9 protein-coding genes are annotated in these 19700 nt (G+C 75.4%); 2 read left to right on the top strand and 7 right to left on the bottom strand.

Annotated features, from left to right (window positions below; genetic code table 11):
- The first annotated feature begins 62 nt into the window (after positions 1-62).
- Positions 63-818 (top strand): SDR family oxidoreductase, encoded by a 756-nt coding sequence (locus HNP84_RS43415; protein ID WP_185055935.1) that lies wholly within the window; start codon positions 63-65, stop codon positions 816-818.
- A 74-nt stretch (positions 819-892) separates the two neighbouring features.
- The gene (locus HNP84_RS43410; protein WP_185055934.1) at positions 893-2806 is read left to right on the top strand and encodes a vWA domain-containing protein; all 1914 of its coding nucleotides are present in this window, start codon (positions 893-895) and stop codon (positions 2804-2806) included.
- A 104-nt stretch (positions 2807-2910) separates the two neighbouring features.
- Here HNP84_RS43410 and HNP84_RS43405 read toward each other — a convergent pair whose 3' ends face one another.
- The 7 genes from HNP84_RS43405 to HNP84_RS43375 form a co-directional block, all read right to left on the bottom strand.
- Positions 2911-3918, bottom strand: a complete 1008-nt coding sequence (locus HNP84_RS43405; RefSeq protein WP_185055933.1) for a YihY/virulence factor BrkB family protein — start codon at positions 3916-3918, stop codon at positions 2911-2913.
- A gap of 25 nt (positions 3919-3943) precedes the next feature.
- Positions 3944-4318, bottom strand: coding sequence for a DUF3618 domain-containing protein (locus HNP84_RS43400; protein WP_185055932.1), 375 nt, complete (start codon positions 4316-4318; stop codon positions 3944-3946).
- A complete protein-coding gene (locus HNP84_RS43395; RefSeq protein ID WP_185055931.1) occupies positions 4315-4746 on the bottom strand; it encodes a phage holin family protein in 432 nt (143 codons plus the stop codon). The genes HNP84_RS43400 and HNP84_RS43395 overlap by 4 nt, the downstream gene beginning before the upstream one ends.
- A gap of 100 nt (positions 4747-4846) precedes the next feature.
- A complete protein-coding gene (locus HNP84_RS43390) occupies positions 4847-5062 on the bottom strand; it encodes an MbtH family protein (RefSeq protein WP_185055930.1) in 216 nt (71 codons plus the stop codon).
- Between the two features lie 3 nt (positions 5063-5065).
- Positions 5066-6340 carry a lysine N(6)-hydroxylase/L-ornithine N(5)-oxygenase family protein gene (locus HNP84_RS43385; RefSeq protein WP_185055929.1) on the bottom strand — a complete coding sequence of 425 codons (1275 nt, stop codon included), beginning with the start codon at positions 6338-6340 and terminating at the stop codon, positions 5066-5068.
- 42 nt (positions 6341-6382) lie between these two features.
- Positions 6383-7414 carry an iron-siderophore ABC transporter substrate-binding protein gene (locus HNP84_RS43380; RefSeq protein WP_185055928.1) on the bottom strand — a complete coding sequence of 344 codons (1032 nt, stop codon included), beginning with the start codon at positions 7412-7414 and terminating at the stop codon, positions 6383-6385.
- A 112-nt stretch (positions 7415-7526) separates the two neighbouring features.
- Positions 7527-19628: a non-ribosomal peptide synthetase gene (locus HNP84_RS43375; protein WP_185055927.1), complete on the bottom strand. Its 12102-nt coding sequence runs from the start codon at positions 19626-19628 to the stop codon at positions 7527-7529.
- Positions 19629-19700: the final 72 nt, after the last annotated feature.

Below are 19700 nucleotides of genomic sequence, written 5' to 3'. Positions count from 1 at the left end.
CATCCTTTTCACCAAACATTTGTTAGAAACAACGTAACAGAGGGCGGAGGAGTTGAGGAGAGATGGACTTCGAGGGGCGCGCCGTGCTGGTCACCGGCGGCACGCGGGGCATCGGGCGGGTGGTGGCGGAGGCGTTCCTGGCCGAGGGGGCGGCGGTGGCGGTGTGCGGGCGCGCCGAGCCGGAGTCCGTCCCGGAGGCGGGCGGGCGGGCCGCGGCGTTCCTGGCCGCCGACGTGCGCGACGCGACGCAGGCGGCCGGGCTGGTGGAGCGGGCGGCGGCCGTGCTGGGCGGGCTGGACGTGCTGGTGAACAACGCGGGCGGCTCGCCCTCGGCGGAGGCGGCCACGATGTCGCCGCGCTTCGCCGAGCGGATCGTGGCGCTGAACCTGCTCGCCCCGTTCTACGTGGCGCAGCGGGCGTACGAGGTGATGGCGGGGGGCGGCGGCGGGGCGATCGTGAACATCGGCAGCGTGGCCGCGCACGACCCGCAGCCGGGCACCGCGCCGTACGCGGCGGCCAAGGCCGGGCTGCTGGCCCTGACCCGGGCGCTGGCGCTGGAGTGGGCCCCGAAGGTGCGGGTCAACCACGTCACCGCCGGGCTGGTGCGCACCGAGGCGGCGGCCCCCGAGTACGGCGAGGACGGCGGCGCGGCGGTGGCCGCGCTGATCCCGATGGCCCGGATGGCCTCGCCCGCCGATGTGGCCGCGGCCTGCCTGTACCTGGCGGGCCCGCGCGCGGCGTACGTCACCGGCGCCGACCTGGCCGTGCACGGCGGCGGCGAGCTGCCCGCGCGCTATGTGGTGACCCGCCGCCCCTGACAAGGGTTACGACTTGCTTACACCAGTGCGGCTTTCGAGATCTTTTCTGGGCCGATGGGCGGATAATCCTCCAAGTGTTCCGCCTTGCACTGGCCGTCCTGGGCGTCGCGGCGAGCATCCTCGTCCCGGCCCCAGCCGCGGCGGCCGACGAGACCCCCGGCCAGGTGCTGATCCTGCTGGACACGTCCGGGTCCATGAAGGAGGACGACGGCACCGGCACCAGCCGCATCGCCGCCGCCCGCCGCGCCATCGGCAAGGTGGTGGACGCGGCCCCCGACGACGCCAGGATCGGCCTGCGCTCCTACGGCGGCGGCTGCCGCGACACCGACCTGCGCATCCCGATCGGCCCCCTGGACCGGGCCGCGGTGAAGGAGCGCGTGGCCGCGCTGCGCCCGCGCGGCGACACCCCCATCGCGTACGCCCTGCGCAAGGCCGCCGGGGACTTCCAGGACAAGGCGGGCGGCGGCGTCGAGGGCGAGGAGGAGCGCACGATCCTGCTGGTCTCCGACGGGGAGGAGACCTGCGGCGGCGACCCGGTCGCGGTGGCCGAGGAACTGCGCCGCCGCGGCGTCGAGGTGCGCACCCGCATCGACGTGATCGGCTTCCGGGTGGACGAGCGGGCCAGGGCCCAGCTCAAGCAGATCGCCAAGAAGGGCGGCGGCCGGTACGTGGACGCGCAGAACGGCGCCGAGCTGGCCGGCAGGCTCAGGCGGGCGACCGAGCGGGGGCTGCGCGGCTTCTCCCCGGTGGGCACGCCGGTGACCGGCACGCCGGACACGCAGGGCGCCCCGCTGCTGCGGCCCGGGGCGTACGTGGACGAGCTGCCGCCCGACCGGGGCGCCGAGCGGCCCGGCCGCCACTACGCCTTCGACCTGCCGCCGGGGGCGACCGCGTACGTCGGGGTGCGCAAGGCCCGCTCGGCCCCGCTGGGCCGCCCGGCCGTGATCGGGGCCGGCCTGAGCATCCTGCCGCCGAACGCGCCCGGCCACTGCCAGACGACCGAGGCGACCACGAACCTGCCCTCGGGCGGCAACGCGTTCGCCGTGGGCCAGGTGCAGCACACGGCGGGCAGCGGCTCGCCCACGGGCAACTGCGACGCCCCGGGCCGCTACTACATCCGCGTGGACAACCGCACCGACGACCCGCAGGCGACCCCGGCCACCATCGAGCTGACGCTGATCGTGGAGCCGCGGGCCTCGAACGTCTCCGCGCTGCCCCCGCCCGCGACGGAGCTCGGCCCCGTGGACCCGATCACGCCCGGCACGCCGGTGCGGATCGCGGGCAGCGCCTCCTACGGCGACGGCCCGGTGCTGGAGGACGGGCGCACCTACACCGACACGCTGATCCCGGGCGAGGAGGCGTACTTCCGGGTCCCGCTGCGCTGGGGCGAGCAACTGGCCTACCGGGTGGACCTGCCCGCGCTGTCGGACGCCGACCGCAAGGCGCTGGGCGGCGCCACGCTGAAGCTGTCCACCTCGATCCTGAGCCCGGAGAACCCCCGGGTGCTGGGCGGCAACCTGACCGACGACGCCTGGCGGCCCGACCTGGGCGATCGGCCGCAGACCTTCACCGGCGCGACGGTCCCGGTCGCCTACCGCAACCGGGAGTCGGGCCAGGACCACATCCGCGAGGCCGGCATCCCCGGCTACTACAACGTCTGGGTCAGGCTCTACACCGACCGCGACAGCCCGTACCTGGAGGTTCCGGTCACGCTCACCGTGGACGTGCGCGGCGAGGCGGGCGCGGGCGCCCCGGTGTACGACGACCCGACCGGCCTGGGCACCCCCGAGCAACAGCAGGGACTCGCCCCGCTCCCGGCCCCCACGCCGTCGGCCACACCGTCGCCGGTCTCGGCGAGCCCCGTCGCCGCGCCGCGCCCCTCCGGCGGGGTGCCCCCGCTGGCCATCGCGCTCGCCTCCGCGGTGGCCGCCCTCCTGGCGGCGGGAACGGCCCTGCTGGTGGTACGCCGCCGGAGGCGCGCGGGCTAGCCCTGCATTTCGCACTCCCACTCGGCGACCAGCGACGATCGCAGAGAATGGCAACCCGTACAGCGCCACTACCAGCCGAGAGTCAGACCGCGCGAAATGCGGGGCTAGCGCAGGTCGCGGTCCTCGGGGTCGCCCCGGTCGTCCTCGCGCGGGAACCTGCGGGTGTCGCGCGGCACGACGTACGGCTCACGGTCCTCGGGCAGACCGGCGGCCACGGCCCGGCCGCGTTCCAGCTCGGCGTTGAGCTCGGCGCCCAGCAGGATCGCGATGTTGGTGATCCACAGCCAGACCAGGAACACGATCAGGCCGGCCAGGCTGCCGTACGTCTTGTTGTAGGAGCCGAAGTTGGCCACGTAGAACGCGAACCCGGCGGAGGCGGCCAGCCACAGCACCAGGGCCAGGACCCCGCCGGGGGTGACCCAGCGGAAGCCCTGCCTGGCGTTGGGCGAGGCCCAGTAGAGCAGGGCGAACAGGAAGCTGATCACGACGAGCAGGACCGGCCACTTGGCCACGTTCCACGCCGTTATGGCGGCGGAGCCCAGGCCGAGCAGGTCGCCGGCGCGCTGGGCCAGCGGGCCGGAGATCACGACCGCGACGGCCGAGGCCGACAGCAGGACCAGGGTGACCAGGGTGACGCCGAGGCGGATCGGGACCGTCTTCCAGATCGGCCGGCCCTCCGGCACGTCGTAGATGGCGTTGGAGGCGCGCATGAACGCGGCGACGTAGCCCGAGGCCGACCAGACGGCCACGAGCAGGCCGGCCAGCGCGGCCAGCCCGGCCACGCCGCGGCCCGCCTGAAGCTCGCCGAGCGCGTTCGTCAGCACGTCGCGCACCGGGCCGGGGGCCAGGTCGCCCACGTTGGCGATCAGGTCGCGCGAGACCGTCTGGCCGCCGAGCCCGACCAGCGAGACGACGACCAGGATCGCCGGGAAGATCGACAGCACGCCGTAGTAGGTGAGCGCCGCCGCCCAGTCGCCCAGGTTGTCGCGGCGGAACTCGGCGACGGTGCGCCGCACCGCGGCCCACCAGGACCGCGGCGGCAGCTCGGTGGGCGCGCCGGGGCGCGCGGCCTCGGCGGCCCGCGGGTGAACGTCGCGGCCGGTACGGGTCATGGGGGGATCACCGTGCCCGAGCCGGTCAGCGACGGCGGGTGCGGAACCAGGCGGCGACGCCCGCGGCGGTGGTCGCGGCCCCGGCGGCCATCATGGCCATGCCGGTGCGGCGGGCCGCCTCCGGGTCGCCCGGGTGCGGGGCGGCGCCGGCGGCCCTGGCGCGGGCGGCGGCCGTGGTGCGGCGGGCGCGCTCGGTGATCCCGGCCCTGGTCCTGGCCACGCTGTCGCGCGCGCGGGCCTTGACGTCGGCCTTGGCGGCCAGGGCCTCGACGGTGTCGCCGAGCTCCCGGCGCAGCCGGGCGATCTCGGCGCGCAGTTCCTCGGTGCTCTGGGGCCGGCGGCCCTGCTCGGGCACCACCGTCGAACCCGACGGCGGCCTGCTCACGTGCTCGGTGGTCATCGGCGCGCCCTCCCCCTGATCTCCTCGACGTCGCGCCTGGCGCTGTCCATGGCCTGGGCCGGGATCGGCGGCACGGCGCGGGTCACCTGCCTGCGGCCGACCAGGGCCAGCACGCCCGCGACGATCAGCAGCACGACGCCCACGATCAGCGCGGACGCCCACAGGGGCAGCACCATCGCCAGCGCGGCGATGATCGCGGTGATCACCGCCGCCACGCCGTACAGGGCCACGATCCCGGCCCCGCCGAACAGCCCGGCGCCGGTGCCCGCGTGCTTGCCCTTGTCCTTCAGCTCGGCGACGGCGAGGCGCATCTCGCCGCGCACGAGTTCGGACATCTGCTGCGTGGCCTGCCTGACCAGCTCGCCGGTTCCCTGCTCCGCGGACGGCCCGGCGGTGCGGACCTCCGGGGGCGACTTCGTGACACTCATCGAACCTCGACTCCTCGCGTCGCCGGCATCGGTCGTCACCCTGGCCGCTGCCCACACCTCGGGCTTTAAACGGTCCGCCGCGCCCCCCGAGGGGGCGGGGTCACCGCCCGGCGTCCATGCGCGCGGCCAGGCCGCGGGGGCGCATGTCGGTCCAGTTGGCGCGGACGTACTCCAGGCACAGCGCGCGGGGGTCGGGGCCGAACACGGCGGTCCAGCCTGCGGGGACGGCGGAGAAGGAGGGCCACAGCGAGTGCCGGCCCTCGTCGTCCACGAGCACCAGGAACTCGCCGTCCTCCGCGTCGAAGGGGTTGGTCATCGCTCACGCTCCCTGGGGCACCGGGGCCGAGCGCCGGGCGATGGACTGGACGATCTCGCCGGTGCGCACGGCGGTGATGGACAGCAGCGAGGAGGCGATCCCGTGGGTCGGCTCCGTCGCGCCCTGGAGGTAGACGCCCCAGGTGACCTCGGGGTCGGTGGCGATCCGGTAGTCGCGCTCGACGAGCGGCCAGCCGTCGGGGCGGGTCCGGCAGTGCCCGCCCGCCTCGCCGATCAGGTCGAGCGGGTTGCGCTCGCGATAGCCGGTGGCGTACACGATCACGTCCGCGTCGATGTCGGTGACCTCGCCGGTGGGCAGGAAGCGGACCTTCGCCCGCACGCCGCCGGGCCGCTCCCGGACCTCCTCCACGCGGGAGGCGTTGTGGATGCGCAGCCGCTCGTGCCCGGCGACCTTCTCGGCGTACGACCTGCGGTACAGCTCGTCGATCAGGTCCAGGTCCACCACCGAGTAGTTGGTGTTGCGCGAGTAGTCGAGCAGCATCCGCTTGACGTCCTCGGGCGCGGCGTAGAAGTGGTCCACGGCCTGCGGGTCGAAGATGCGGTTGGCGAAGGAGCTGTCGTCGGCGGGCGAGTAGCCGTAGCGGGTGAAGACCGCGCAGACCTCGGCCCGCGGGTAGGTGCGGTGCAGGTACTCCACGGCCTCGGCCGCGCTCTGCCCGGCGCCGACGACGACGAACCGGCCCGGCTCCCGCCCGCCGAGGCCGTCGAGGCGGTGCAGCAGCTCCTCGGTGTGCCAGATCCGCTCCCCGGGCCGCACGCCCTCGGGCAGCACGGGGTCGAGGCCGGTGGCGATCACGATGTTGCGGGCCTGGCAGGTGTGCAGCTCGCCGTCGCGCTGCACCACCACCTCCAGGACCCCGGAGGGGTCGCCGGCCGACGGGCGCACGGCGACCACCTCCGATCCGTACCGGACGAGACCGGCGAACGCCCCGGCCACCCACTCCAGGTAGTCGTGGAACTCCAGGCGGCTGGGGAACATCGTCTTGTGGTTGATGAAGTCGACCAGCCGCCCCTTGGCCTGCAGGTAGGACAGGAAGGAGTACGGACTCGTGGGGTTGCGCAGGGTGACCAGGTCCTTGAGGAAGTGGACCTGCATCTCCGCGCCCTCGATCAGCATGCCGCGGTGCCAGCCGAAGGCCGGCTGCTTGTCGAAGAAGACCGCGTTGACGCTCGATCCGTACTGCTCCTCCAACGCGACCGCGAGTGCCAGGTTGGACGGGCCGAAACCGATGCCCACGACGTCATAGACCAGGGTCAACTCATTCGCCTCTCACTCGGCGTGGATGGTTCAGCGGGAGGTCTAGCCGGCGGCCTTCGCCGCCTTGGCGGCCTCCGGCACGACGTTGTCGATCACGTACGGGATGGCGAGCGGGGTCGGGGTGCGCAGCGGCCAGAACGCCTTGAGGTCCAGCGGCACGTACGACCCGCGCTTGACCACGTCGAGCCCGGCGAACAGCTTGTTCCCCTCGATCTTCTTCTGCGTGGCCGGGTCGTCGTTGTAGTGGCTGAACAGCAGGTCCACGTCCAGGACGCCGATCTTCTCCATGCTCAGCTCGGCCGCGAAGCCCTCACCGGGGAGCTGCTTGATCGCCTCGGGCAGCACCATGCCGAACTCGCCGAACAGCTTGTTGCTGATGTCGGTCTCGGACTTCAGCACGCCGATGTTGCCGGAGGGGAACACGCTGGTGAGCGCGAACTCCTTGCCGCTCAGCTCGGGGTAGGTGGTCTTGACCGAGGCGATCTTGGCCTCGACGTCGGCGACGAGCCTGTCGCCCTCGGCGGGCTTGCCGATCGCCTGGGCGACCTGCTTGGCGATGGTCTGCCAGGAGTCCTCCGCCGGCCCCGTCTGGTACGCCGTGGTCGGCGCGATCTGCGACAGGTTGGCGTACTCCTTGTCGATGTAGTAGTCGCCGCCCGCCAGGATCAGGTCCGGCTTGAGCGCGGCGATCTGCTCCACCGAGAAGCCCGACTCGCCCGCCTTGAGCAGGGTGGGCTTGGCGCCGGCGAGCTTGGGCGCGGTCCACGGGGTGAGCCCGTCGGGCTGGATGCCGGTCAGCTCGGCCATGCCGACGGGCTGGACGCCCAGCGCGAGCAGGGTGTCCTGGTCCACCTCGCCCAGTGCCACGATGCGCTGCGGCGCCGCCTTGATCGTGGTGGTGCCGAGCTTGTGCGTGAGGGTGACGGGGAACGCCGAACCGCCGCCCTGCGGCGAGGCCGGGGCGGTCGCCGCGGTCTCGGTGTCGCCGCCGCCGCACGCGGTGGCCAGGCCGAGCCCGAGCGCCATGGCTCCGGCCGTGGCCAGCAGGCGCATCGATTTACGCATCAGGGACATGAGGGTGTGTCCTTCCGGAAAACCCGCGAACAGGCATAGTGAAGCTAAAACTAAGGTAAGCCTCACCTAAATTAGCAATCTTTGAGCATCGTGTGAAGCGCCGCGGTACCCCCTACACGCCCTCCCGGACCTGCTCCCGATCCTGCTGCTGGGCCTGCTGCTGGACCTGCTGGCGAACCCGGCTCAGCAGCCCCGCCACCGTCGGCGCCGCCATCAGCGCCGCGATGCGCACCCCCTCGCAGCCCGGCTCGCGCCGGATGCGCCGCACCAGCGTCATGGCCAGCAGCGAGTGGCCGCCGAGGTCGAAGAAGTCGTCGTCCGGGCCGACCCGGTCCACGCCCAGCGCCTCGGCGAACAGCCGGCACAGCACGGCCTCCCGGTCCCGGTCGCGCTCGGCGGCCGGGCCGGCCCCGTCGCCGGTGACCGCGCGCGCCTCGGGCGCGGCCGGCAGCCCGCTCATCCGCACCCCGGGATCGGCCGCGACCGTTTCGAGCAGCGCGAACAGCGCCCCGATCATGGTGTCCACGGTGGCCCGGTCGAACAGGTCGGCCGAGTAGTCCACGATCAGGGTCAGGTCATCGCCGCGCTCGCGGAAGATGAAGTCCAGGTCGAACTTGGCCGCGGCCGGGCCGAACAGGGCGTCGCGCTGCTCCAGGCCCGGGAAGCGCACCTCGCCGGGGTCCTGCGCCTCGTAGCCCACCATCACCTGGAACAGCGGGTTGCGGCCCGGCACCCGGCGCGGGCGCAGCGCCTCCACCAGCGCCTCGAACGGCAGGTCCTGGTTGGCCAGCCCGGCGAGGTCGGTGTCGCGGACCCGGGCCAGCAGCTCGGCGAACGCCGGGTCGCCCGAGACGTCCGCGCGCAGCACCAGCGTGTTGACGAAGAAGCCGACCAGGTCGCCCGCCGCCTCGTCGGTGCGCCCGGCGACCGGGCTGCCCAGCGGGATGTCCTCGCCCGCGCCCATGCGGTGCAGCAGCGCGGCGACGGCGGCCTGACACAGCATGAACATGCTGGCCCCGTGCTCGCGGGCCACCCGGCGCAGCTCGGCGGTGAGCGAGGAGGGCAGGTCGCGGGCGGCGGTGCCGCCGCGCTGGCCGACCGTGGCCGGGCGGGGCCGGTCCACCGGGAGCGGGATCTCCTCCGGGATGCCCTGGAGCGCCCCGGCCCAGTACGCGAGCTGGCGGGCGTGGGCGCTGCCCGGGTCGAGCGGGTCGCCCAGCAGCTCGCGCTGCCAGAGCGTGTAGTCGGCGTACTGCACCGCGGGCGGCTCCCAGTCGGGGGCGGCGCCCTCCACCCGGGCGGCGTACGCGCGGGCGACGTCCCGGGCGAACGGGCCGAAGGACCACTCGTCGAAGGCGATGTGGTGGAAGACGGCCAGCAGCAGGTGCTCGCGCTCGCCCTCCGGGATGACCGCGACCCGCAGCGGGACCTGGGCGGCCAGGTCGAACGGGCGGGCGATGAACTCCTCCGGGGTCCCGGTCCACACCTCCAGCGCGGGCCGGGCCTCCTCGGGCGGCAGCACGCGCTGGTAGGGCACGCCCTCGTGCTCGGGGAAGACCGTGCGCAGGCTCTCGTGCCGGGCGGTCACGTCGGCGAGCGCGGCCTCAAGGGCCTTCAGGTCCAGCTCGCCGCGCAGGTGCACGGCCAGCGGCAGGTGGTACGCCTCGCGCGGGCCGTCGTCCTCGCGCAGGATCTGGTCCAGCAGCCACAGGCGGCGCTGGGCGTACGACAGGGGGACGCGCTCGGGCCGCTCGCGCGGCGTGAGCGCGGGCCGCAGCTCGGCGCCCGCCTTCTCGTGCACCCGGGCGGCCAGCTCGGCCACGGTCGGCGCCTCGAACAGGTCGCGGATCGCCAGCTCGGTGCGCAGCACCGCGCGCACCCTGCCGACCAGCCGGGTGGCCAGCAGCGAGTGCCCGCCCAGCTCGAAGAAGTCGTCGTCCACGCCGACGCCGGCGACGTCCAGCACCTCGCCGAACAGCGTGCACAGCAGGTGCTCCACCGGCGTGCGCGGGGGCCGCCCTCCGCCGCGCGCGCTCCCGCCGCCGTCTGGCGCGGGCAGGGCGCGCCGGTCCAGCTTGCCGTTCACGGTCAGCGGCAGCGCGTCCAGCGTGACCACGGCGCTCGGCACCATGTACGCCGGCAGCCGCCGCTTCAGCCCCTCGCGCACCCGCGCCGCGAGCCCGCCGTGGTCGCGCGCCGCCGCCGGGTTGTTCGCGTACGCCTCCGGCGCCCGCCCCGGCTCGGCCGGCAGGTACGCCTCCCCGCCGCCGAAGACCACGTCGTAGCGGCCTATCTCGGCCGAGGGCGTCACCACCGCCGACGGGTCGAGCGCGTAAAACGCCTCCGGCTCCACCCCCTCGGCCGTGGCGAGCAGCGCCCGCGCCTCCTCCGCGGTCGCGCCGTCCTCGACGGCCCGCAGCGCGGCGACCTCGCCGCTCACCCGCGCGTCGGGCACGCCCCGGACCCGCAGCGGCCCGGTCCCGGCCGCGAGCAGCCGTTCCAGCTCCGCCATGCCGGCCCACTCCACGACCCGCGCCGGGACGCGCGGCTCGCGCACCGGCGGCTTGCGCAGGACGACGTCGTAGCGGTGCCGGGTCAGCTCGTTGTGGCAGACGCCGCGCTTGACCCGGATCTCCAGCTCGGCGGGCAGGCCCAGGGCGGCGAAGTACGCGGGCGCGAGCAGCAGCTCCTTCTCCATCCGCACCGCGCGGTCGATGTCGCCGGGCTCGCCCCCGCGGCCGAGGCGGATCGCGGTGTGGAAGGCGCGCAACGTGCGCAGGTCGCGCACGTCGCCCAGGAACAGCGTCCCGCCCGGGACCAGCAGGTCCAGCGCCTTGGTGATCACGTCGGCCAGGTACGCCGCGCTGGGGAAGTACTGCACCACCGAGTTGACGACGATGGTGTCGAAGTGCCCGGCGGGCAGGCCGGACATGTCGTGCGCGGGGCGGCAGCGCAGCCGCACCGGGGAGTCGGGGCCCAGGTCGGCCTGGAGCTTGGCGATCACGGGCGCGGCGAAGTCGGTGGCCCAGTACTCCTCGCACTCCGGGGCCAGGCGCGACAGCAGCAGGCCGGTGCCGACGCCGATCTCCAGCACGCGGCGCGGGCGCAGCGCGCGGATGCGGTCCACGGTGGTCTCACGCCACTCGCGCATGTGCTCGACCGGGATCGGGGCGCCGTCGTAGCTGCTGTTCCAGCCCGCGAACTCCTCGACGTGGACGGCCGTGCCGACCTCCAGGTACTCCGCGTCGTAGATCTGCCGCCACTCGGCGATCTGCTCCTCCTCCGCGCCGGACCGCCCGGCGGCGTCGGGCACGACGTACCCGATCAGCCGCTTGACGCCGGGCACGTCGGTGTCGGCGGCCACGACCGCGGCCTGACCGACGCCGGGCTCGGCGGCCAGCGCCGCCTCGACCTCCTCCAGCTCCACCCGGTAGCCGCGGATCTTCACCTGGTCGTCGGTGCGGCCGAGGAAGTCGATGTTGCCGTCGGGGCGCACCCGCACCAGGTCGCCGGTGCGGTACATCCGGCCGCCGCCGAACGGGTCGGCCACGAACCGCTCGGCGGTCAGGTCGGGACGGCCGAGGTAGCCGCGGGCCAGGCCCGCGCCCGCGATGTACAGCTCACCGGGCGCGCCCGGCGGCACCGGACGCAGCCAGGAGTCCAGCACGTAGCCGCGGGTGTTCCAGATGGGCTTGCCGACCGTGGGGGTGGCGCTGTCCTCGGTGCCGCCGCCCAGGGTGTTGATGGTGTACTCGGTGGGGCCGTACAGGTTGTAGCCGAGCACACCCTCCGCCCGCGCCAGCCGGTCCCACACCGAGGCGGGCACGGCCTCGCCGCCGAGCAGCACCAGCGGCGGCCGGTGCTCGCCGTCCAGCAGGCCCTCCTCCAGGAGCTGCTGCGCGTACGTCGGCGTCACGTTGATCACGTCGATCCGGTGCTCCCGCAGGTACGCCGTCAGCGCCTCCGCGTCGCGCCGCAGCTCCTCGTCGCACACGTGCACCTCGTGGCCCTCGATCAGCCACAGCAGCTCCTCCCAGGACATGTCGAAGGAGAAGGAGACCGTGTGCGCGATCCGCAGCCGCCGCCCCGCCCCGGCCACGACCGGGTCGAAGATGTTGGCGCGGTGGTTGTACTGCATGTTGGTCAGCCCCCGGTAGGGCGTGACCACCCCCTTGGGCCGCCCGGTGGAGCCCGAGGTGTAGATCACGTACGCCGGGTGGTCCAGCCGGTCCGGCACGTCGCGGCCGAAGCCGGGCAGCTCGGCGTCGGTCAGGTCGCCGTCCGGCAGGGCGGCCAGCCCGGCGCGCACCTCCGGCTCGTCGAGCAGGACCCGGGTGCCCGCGTACGTCAGCCGGGCGGCGATGTCGCGGTGCGAGACCAGGCAGCGCGGCGCGGCGTCGGCGAGCATGTAGTCCAGCCGGTCGTCCGGATAGTCCAGTTCGAGCGGCAGGTACGCCGCCCCGGTGCGCAGCACCGCGAACAGCGCGACCACCATCTCCGCCGAGCGCGGCAGCGCCAGGGCCACCACCTCCTCCGGGCCGGCTCCGTGCGCGCGCAGCATCCGGGCCAGCCGGTTGACCTCGGCGTTCAGCTCGGCGTAGGTGAGGCGGGTGTCCGGCTGGGAGACCAGGGCGATCTCGTCCGGGGTGCGGGCGGCCTGCTCGGCCAGCAGCTCGGCGATGGTGAGATCGGGCACGTGGTGCTCGGCCTCGGCCCAGCCCGCGCGCAGCGCCTCGTGCTCGGCGGGCAGCAGCGGGTCCAGCCGGTGGCAGGGCGCGCCGGGGTCGGCGGCGAGCGCCTCCAGGACGCGGACGTACCTGTCGGTGAGCGTCTCGATCTCGGCGGTGGTGAAGGCGTCGCCGCGGTGCATCACGCGCAGCGCGCCGCCCGGCTCGACGACCATGGTCACCGGGTAGTGGGTGGCGTCGCGCACCTCGCGCCCGGTCACCCGCACGTCGCCGGCGGGCCCGAACGCCCGGTCGGTGGGCATGCCGGGGAAGTTCTGGTACACGAACAGCGTGTCGAACAGGGTGCCGAGCCCCGTCGCCCGCTGCACGTCGGCGAGCGCCACGTAGGAGTGGTCGAACAGCTCCGACTGCGCGGCCTGCACCCGCTCCAGCACCGTGCGCAGCGCGTCGCCTGGACCGGCCTGCACCCGGCAGGCGATGGTGTTGAACAGCAGGCCGACGATCGACTCCACGCCGTCCACGTCGGGGTGCCTGCCGGAGACCGAGACGCCGAAGACCACGTCGTCGCGGCCGGTGAGCGCCATCAGCAGCAGGCCCCACGCGGCCTCGTACACGGTGGCGGAGGTGGTGCCGGTCTCCCTGGCCACCTCCTCCAGGCGGGGGGCCAGGGCCGGGGGCAGCCTGCGGTGGATCTCGCCGGCGTTGGCGAGGTCGGCCGGGCGGCCGTCCAGCTCCGGCCGCAGCAGCGTCGGCTCCTCCAGGTCGTCCAGGGCGCGCCGCCACGCCTTGACCGCGGCCTCGCGGTCCTGGCGGCCCACCCAGTCCAGGTACGCCCGGAACGGCGGCACCGGCCGGGCCGCCTCGGCCTCGGCGTCGGTGTAGAACTCCAGCAGCGAGGTGACCAGCAGCCCGCCGGACCAGCCGTCCAGCAGGATCAGCTCGGAGGTGAGCACGAGGCGGTGGTCGTCCTCGCCGGTCCTGGCCAGGCCGAAGCGGATCAGCGGCGGCTCGGCGGGGGTGAACGGCCGGGCGCGCTGCGCCTCGACGAACGCCTCCAGCTCCTGCGGCCCGTCCACCTCGGCGTAGGTCCAGTCCACCTCGAAGTCGCCGGGCACGAACTGCACCGTGCGCGGCCCGTCGGCGCGGAACCCGGCGCGCAGGTTCGGGTACTTCTCCAGCACCCGCCGCGCCGCCCCGGCCAGCCGATCCGGGTCCACCGGCCCGGCCAGCGTCACCACGGCCTGCTGCACGTAGATGTCGCGGTCGGCGCCGGCCAGCATCAGGTGGAACAGCAGGCCCTCCTGAAGCGGCGACAGCGGCAGCTCGGCGGGGCCCCCGTCGAGGCCGGCGCCGGGGCCACCGTCAGCGCCAGCGCCGGGGCCACCGTTCGCGGCCGGTTCCCCCACCGGGACGGGCTCGTCGCGGACGGCGGCGCGGGCCAGGGCGGCGACCGTGCGCAGCCTGAACACGTCGCGGACGGTGAAGGACAGCCCGGCGCGGCGGGCGCGCGCCACCAGCAGCGCGGCGCCGATGCTGTCGCCCCCGGCGCGGAAGAAGTCGTCCTCGGCGCCGATCTCCGGCACGCCCGCGACCTCGGCGGCCAGGGCGGCGAGCGTGCGCTCGGCCGGGGTGCGCGGGGCGCGGCCCGGCTCGGCGCCGGGCTCGGGCAGCGCGCGCCGGTCCACCTTGCCGTTGGGGGTGCGCGGCAGCTCGTCCAGCCGGACCAGCACGGCGGGCACCAGGTAGCCGGGCAGGGTCTCCTCCAGCCGGGCGCGCAGCGCGTCCAGGCCGGCCTCGCCGGTGACGTAGCCGACCAGGCGCCCGCCGGCGGCGGCCACCGCCGCGTCGCGCACGCCGGGCTGGGCCGCGAGGGCGGTTTCCACCTCGCCGGGCTCGATCCGGAACCCGCGGATCTTGATCTGGTCGTCGGCCCGGCCGAGGAAGTCGAGCCCGCCGTCGCGGCGGCGGCGTACGCGGTCGCCCGTGCGGTACAGCCGCGACCCGGGCGGCCCGAACGGGCTGGCCACGAACCGCTCGGCCGTGCGCGCCGGGTCGCCTAGGTAGCCCCGGGCCAGGCCGTCGCCCGCCAGGTACAGCTCGCCAACGCGCGCCTCGCGCAGCTCGTCGTCCAGCACGTACGCCGCCGTGTTCGCGATCGGCTCCAGCCCGGTCCCCGCGCCCGTCTCCTGGATCAGGCTGTCGCCGGCCGCCTCCGAGCAGCCGTACAGGTTGACCAGCCGGGCGGGCACCCGCTCGGCCAGCCCGGGGGGCAGGGCCTCGCCGCTGCTGATCCACGTGGTCACCGAGCCGAGCCCGCCGGGGCCGCCCGCCTCCAGGAGGGCGGCGAGCAGGCCGGGCACCACCGTGACCAGGTTGACGCCGTGCCGGTCGATCAGCTCCGCGAGCGCGACCGCGTCGGTGGCGGTGGCGTCGTCGGCGACCACCACGGTGTCGCCGGCGACCAGGCCGCCGAGCAGCTCGGTGCTGCCGTCGATGAACGACGGGGAGCTCTTGGCCACGCGCACGCCGCGCCCGGCCAGCCCTTCGCCCCAGGCCAGGCGGTTGGCGAGGGCGCGCTGCGTGCCGGCCACGGCCTTGGGCGTGCCGGTGGAGCCCGAGGTGAAGATCACGTACGCGGGGTGGTCGGGGTGGACGTCCGGGCGCGGGCGCGGCCCGGCGGCGGCCGGGGGCTCGTCCCGGCCCAGGACCAGCAGCGGCCGGGCGGTGGCGAGCATCAGGTCCACCCGGGCCGGCGGGTAGGTGACGTCGATCGGCAGGTACGCGGCCCCCGTCTTGAGCACCGCGAGCAGCGCGACCACGAACTCCGCCGAGCGCGGCAGCGCGACGGCGACGACCTGCTCCGGGCCGGCCCCGGCGGCGGCGAGCCGCGCGGCCAGCTCCTCGGCCCGCCGGTCGAGCTCCGCGTAGGTGAGCACGGCGTCCCCGGCGACCACGGCGGTGGCGTCCGGGGTGCGGGAGATCCGGTCCTCGATCAGCTCGGCGGCGGTGCGGTGCGGGAAGGCCACGGCGGTGGCGGGCCGCGGCGGCGGCGCGGTCAGCTCCGACAGCCGCAGGCCCGGGTTCTCGGCCGCCCGGCCGAGCAGGGCGGCCAGCCCGGCGAGCAGGTCCTCGATCGTGGCGGCGTCGTACAGGTCGCGGGCGTAGGCGGCGAAGCCCTCGATCTCGTCCTCGCCCTCGGCGAAGTACAGGTCCAGGTCGAACTTCACCCCGCCGGTCTCGGGCAGGAACGGCTCGGCGGCCACCCCGGGCAGGCGCAGCCGCACGTCCTCCAGCCGCTGGTGCACCAGCATCACCTGGAACAGCGGGCTGCGGGCCAGCGAGCGCTCGGGCGCCAGCCGCTCCACGACCTTCTCGAACGGCACGTCGGCGTGCGCGAACGCGGCCAGGTCGGCGGCGCGCACCCGCTCCAGCAGCTCGGCGAACGCCGGGTCGCCGGACAGGTCGGTGCGCAGCACGAGCAGGTTGACGAACACGCCGACCAGGCCCGCCAGGTCCTCGTCCGCGCGGGAGGTGATCGGGGAGCCGAGCGCGATGTCGTCGCCCGCGCCCTCCGCCCGCAGCAGCGCGGCGACGGCGGCGTGCAGCACCATGAACACGCTGGTGCCGGTCTCGGCGGCCAGGCGGCGCACGCCGTCCAGCGGCAGCCGGAACGGCACCAGGCCGCCCCGGTGGCTCGCCTCGGCCGGGCGCGGCCGGTCGGGCGGGAGCGTGACCTCGCCGGGCAGGCCGGCCAGGGTCCGCTCCCAGTACGCCGGCCGGTCCGGCGCGGGCGGGTTCCCCTCCTGCCAGACCGCGTAGTCGGCGTACTGGACCGGCAGCGGGTCCCAGGCGGGGGCGGCGCCGTCGCGCCGGGCGGCGTACGCGGCCGACAGGTCGGCGAGCAGCGGGGTGAAGGACCACTCGTCGGCGACCGCGTGGTGCATCAGCACGACGAGCACCGACTCCTCCGCCGAGACGCGCAGCAGCGTCGCGCGTACGGGCAGGTCCGCGCCCAGGTCGAAGACGTACGACGCCGCGCGCGCCTCCGCCTCGCGCACCCGCTCCGCGGGCCACCCGCGCGCGTCCACCACATCGAACGGCACGTCGAACGCCACGTCCGCGCCGGGGTCGAGCACCCGCTGCACCGGCAGCCCGTCGGGGCCCTCCACCAGCAGCGTCCGCAGGGCCTCGTGCCGGTCCACCACGTCCCGGAACGCGGCGCGCAGCGCGGCGGCGTCGAGCGGGCCGCGCAGGCGCAGGCCGAGCGGCAGCGCGTAGGAGGCGGAGGGGCCGCGCAGCCGCTCCTCCAGCCACATCCCGCGCTGCGCCGCCGAGGCCGGCACCGGGTCGGGCCGGGTCACGTCGCGCACCCGGGGCGCCGCCGCCCGCGCGCGCCCGCGCAGCCGCGCGGCCAGCGCCGCGGCGGTCGGGGCCTCGAACACGTCGGCGATGGTCAGCTCGGCGTCCAGCACGGTGCGGATGCGCGCGGCCAGCCTGGTGGCCAGCAGCGAGTGGCCGCCGAGGGCGAAGAAGTCGTCGTCCACGCCCACCCGGTCCAGGCCCAGCGCCCCGGCGATGGCCTCGCACAGGGCCGCCTCGGTGGCGTCGCGCGGCGCCCGTCCCGAGGCCGCCGCGACCGGGGCGGGGAGCGCGGCGCGGTCCAGCTTGCCGTTGACGGTGCGGGGCAGCGCGTCCAGCGTCACGAACGCGGCCGGGACCATGTAGTCGGGCAGCGCCGCCGCGGCGGCCTCCCGCAGCGCGGCCTCGTCGATCTCCCCGGCCGCGTCGATCGCCTCGCCGCGCGGCACGACGTAGGCGACCAGGCGCCGGTCTCCCGGGACGTCCTCGCGGACCACGACCGCGGCCTGCGCCACGTCCGGGTGCGCGGCGAGCACGGCCTGCACCTCGGCGGGCTCGATGCGGAAGCCGCGGATCTTCACCTGGTCGTCGGTGCGCCCCAGGTACTCGATCGTGCCCTCGCGGGTCCAGCGGGCCAGGTCGCCGGTGCGGTACATGCGCGTGCCGGGCGGCCCGTACGGGTCGGCGACGAACCGCTCCGCGCTCAGGTCGGGGCGGCCGATGTAGCCGCGGGCGAGCTGGGCCCCGGCGAGGTACAGCTCGCCCGGCACCCCCGGCGGGACGGGCCGCAGCCGGGCGTCCAGCACGTAGGCCCTGGTGTTCGGGAACGGCCGCCCGATGCCGGTCTCGGGCAGGTCGGCCGAGGTCGCCCACACGGTGGCCTCGGTCGGCCCGTACGCGTTGGTGGCCCTGGCCGCGACGGCGCCCAGGCTGGCGGCCAGCGCGGCCGGGAGTGCCTCGCCGCCCACGATCACCCGCAGGCCGGCCAGCGCCGCCGGGTCCAGGGTGCCCAGCAGCGACGGCGTGCCCTGCACGATCGTGGCGCCGGCGAGCAGCGCGCCGAGGGCGGCGGGGTCGCGCACGGTGCTCCGGCCGGCCAGCACCACGGTCGCGCCGCTGATCAGAGGCACGTACAGCTCCAGGGCCGCGATGTCGAACCCGATCGTGGTCACCGCGACCAGCCGGTCGCCGGGGCCCAGCGCGAGCCGGTCGCGCATGGTGGTCAGGAACGCGGTGAGCGCGGCGTGCGGCACGGCCACGCCCTTGGGCCGCCCGGTCGAGCCGGAGGTGTACAGGACGTACGCGAGCGCGTCGCCCGGGACCGTGCGGGCGGGCTCGGCGCGCGGGTGTCCGGCGTGGGGGGCCAGCACGTCCGTGCCGGGAGGGAGCAGCGCGGCGGTCTCCGGCGTCGCGACGGCGCACACCGGGCGCGCGTCGCCCAGCATGTACGCCAGCCGCTCCGCCGGGTGGTCCAGGTCCAGCGGCAGGTACGCCGCGCCCGCCTTCAGCACCGCCATCAGCGCGACCACCAGGTCCGGGGTGCGCGGCAGCGCGATGGCCACCAGCGTCTCGGGGCCCGCCCCGCGGGCGCGCAGCTCGGCGGCCAGGCCCGAGGCGCGCCGGTCCAGCTCCGCGTACGTCAGCGACTCGCCGTCCTCGGCGGTGACCGCCACCGCGCCGGGAGTGCGCGCGGCCTGCTCCTCGAACAGCGCCGCCACGCTCGCGTCCGGGACCGGGCGCGCGGTGTCGTTCCAGGCGGCGAGCAGGTCGCGCTCGCCGGGCGGGATCAGCTCCAGGTCGCCGATCGGCAGGTCCGGGCCGGCCAGCGCGCTCGCCAGCAGGGTCTCCAGGTGCTCCAGCAGCGCGTCGATCCGCTCGTCGGCGAACAGCTCGCGGCGGAACGTCGCCTCCACCACCATGCCGCCGGGGCGGACGAACGCCTCCACCGACAGGTCGAAGTGGGTGGTGCCGTTGTGCACGTGCGTCCAGCTCGTGGTGACGCCGGGCAGGTCCAGCTCGCCGATCTCCTGGGCCAGGAACAGCAGCATGGTGCCAAAGAACGGGGCCCGGCCGCCCTGCCGCGCCGGGCGCAGCTCGCGCACCAGCACGTCGTACGGGGCGGCCTGGTGCGCGAACGCCTCGGCGCAGGTCTCGCGCACCCGGCGCAGCGCCTCACGGAACGTCGGCGCGCCCGACAGGTCCGTGCGCAGCACCAGCGTGTTGCCGAAGTTGCCGACCAGCCGCTCGACCTCCGCGTGCTCCCGGTTCATCACCGAGGAGCCGATCGCCACGTCCACGGCCCCGGTGTAGCGGTGCAGCAGCGCGGCGTACGCGGCGAGCATCACCATGTACGGCGTGACGTTCTCGCGGGCGGCCAGCTCCCGCATGCCCTGCGTGATCGCCTCGGCGAACCGGCGCGCCCTGCGCCCGCCCCGCTCCGACGGCACCGCGGGCCGGGCGTGGTCGGCGGGCAGGTCCAGGGGCGGCGGCGGGGGGTCGAGCCGGGCCCGCCAGTACGCCAGATCCTCCGCCCGCACCTCCCGGCCCTGCTCCCAGGCGGCGAAGTCGGCGTACTGGACGCGCAGCGGGGGCAGCCCGTCCGGCTCGCCGCTCAGCGCGGCCCGGTACAGCGCCGACAGGTCCCGCGACAGCGAGCCCCAGGTCATCCCGTCCCAGGCGATGTGGTACACGACCAGCACCAGCGCGTGCTCCCCGGGCCCCAGCCCCAGCAGCTCCAGCCGGATCGGCCGCTCCCGGCGCAGGTCGAACGGCACCGCGGCCAGCTCCGCCGCCCGCGCGTCGGCGTCCTCGCACGGCCGCACCGGCAGGTCGAGCGCGTCGTCCCCGGTGACGATCTGCACCGGCCGCCCGTCCCGCTCGTCGTACACGGTGCGCAGCACGGCGTGCCTGCGGATCAGCCCCCGCAGCGCCTCGCGCAGCGCCCCCGGGTCGAGCGCCCCGGACATCCGCACCAGCAGGCACACGTTGTACGCCGGGCTGCCGGGGAAGGTCGTGTGATGCAGCCACATGCTCTGCTGCGCGTACGACAGCGGCCCCGGCCCGCCGTCCTCGCGCGGCACGATCCCCGAGGCCCCGGCCCTCAGCCCCGCCTCGGCGATCATGCGCCGCATCAGCTCCCGCCGCCGCTCTACCGAAGACTCCCGCACCTGCACTCCTGTGTTCACGGCCCGCGCTCCGCACGGGCAGGGCATGGGCCCATACACCCCACCTGACAGCCC

Origin of the sequence: Thermocatellispora tengchongensis, from assembly GCF_014202315.1 — a bacterium.
Classification (GTDB): Bacteria; Actinomycetota; Actinomycetes; order Streptosporangiales; family Streptosporangiaceae; genus Thermocatellispora; species Thermocatellispora tengchongensis.
Note: the sequence above shows the minus strand (reverse complement) of the source record. Positions and strands in the feature narration are given on the sequence as shown.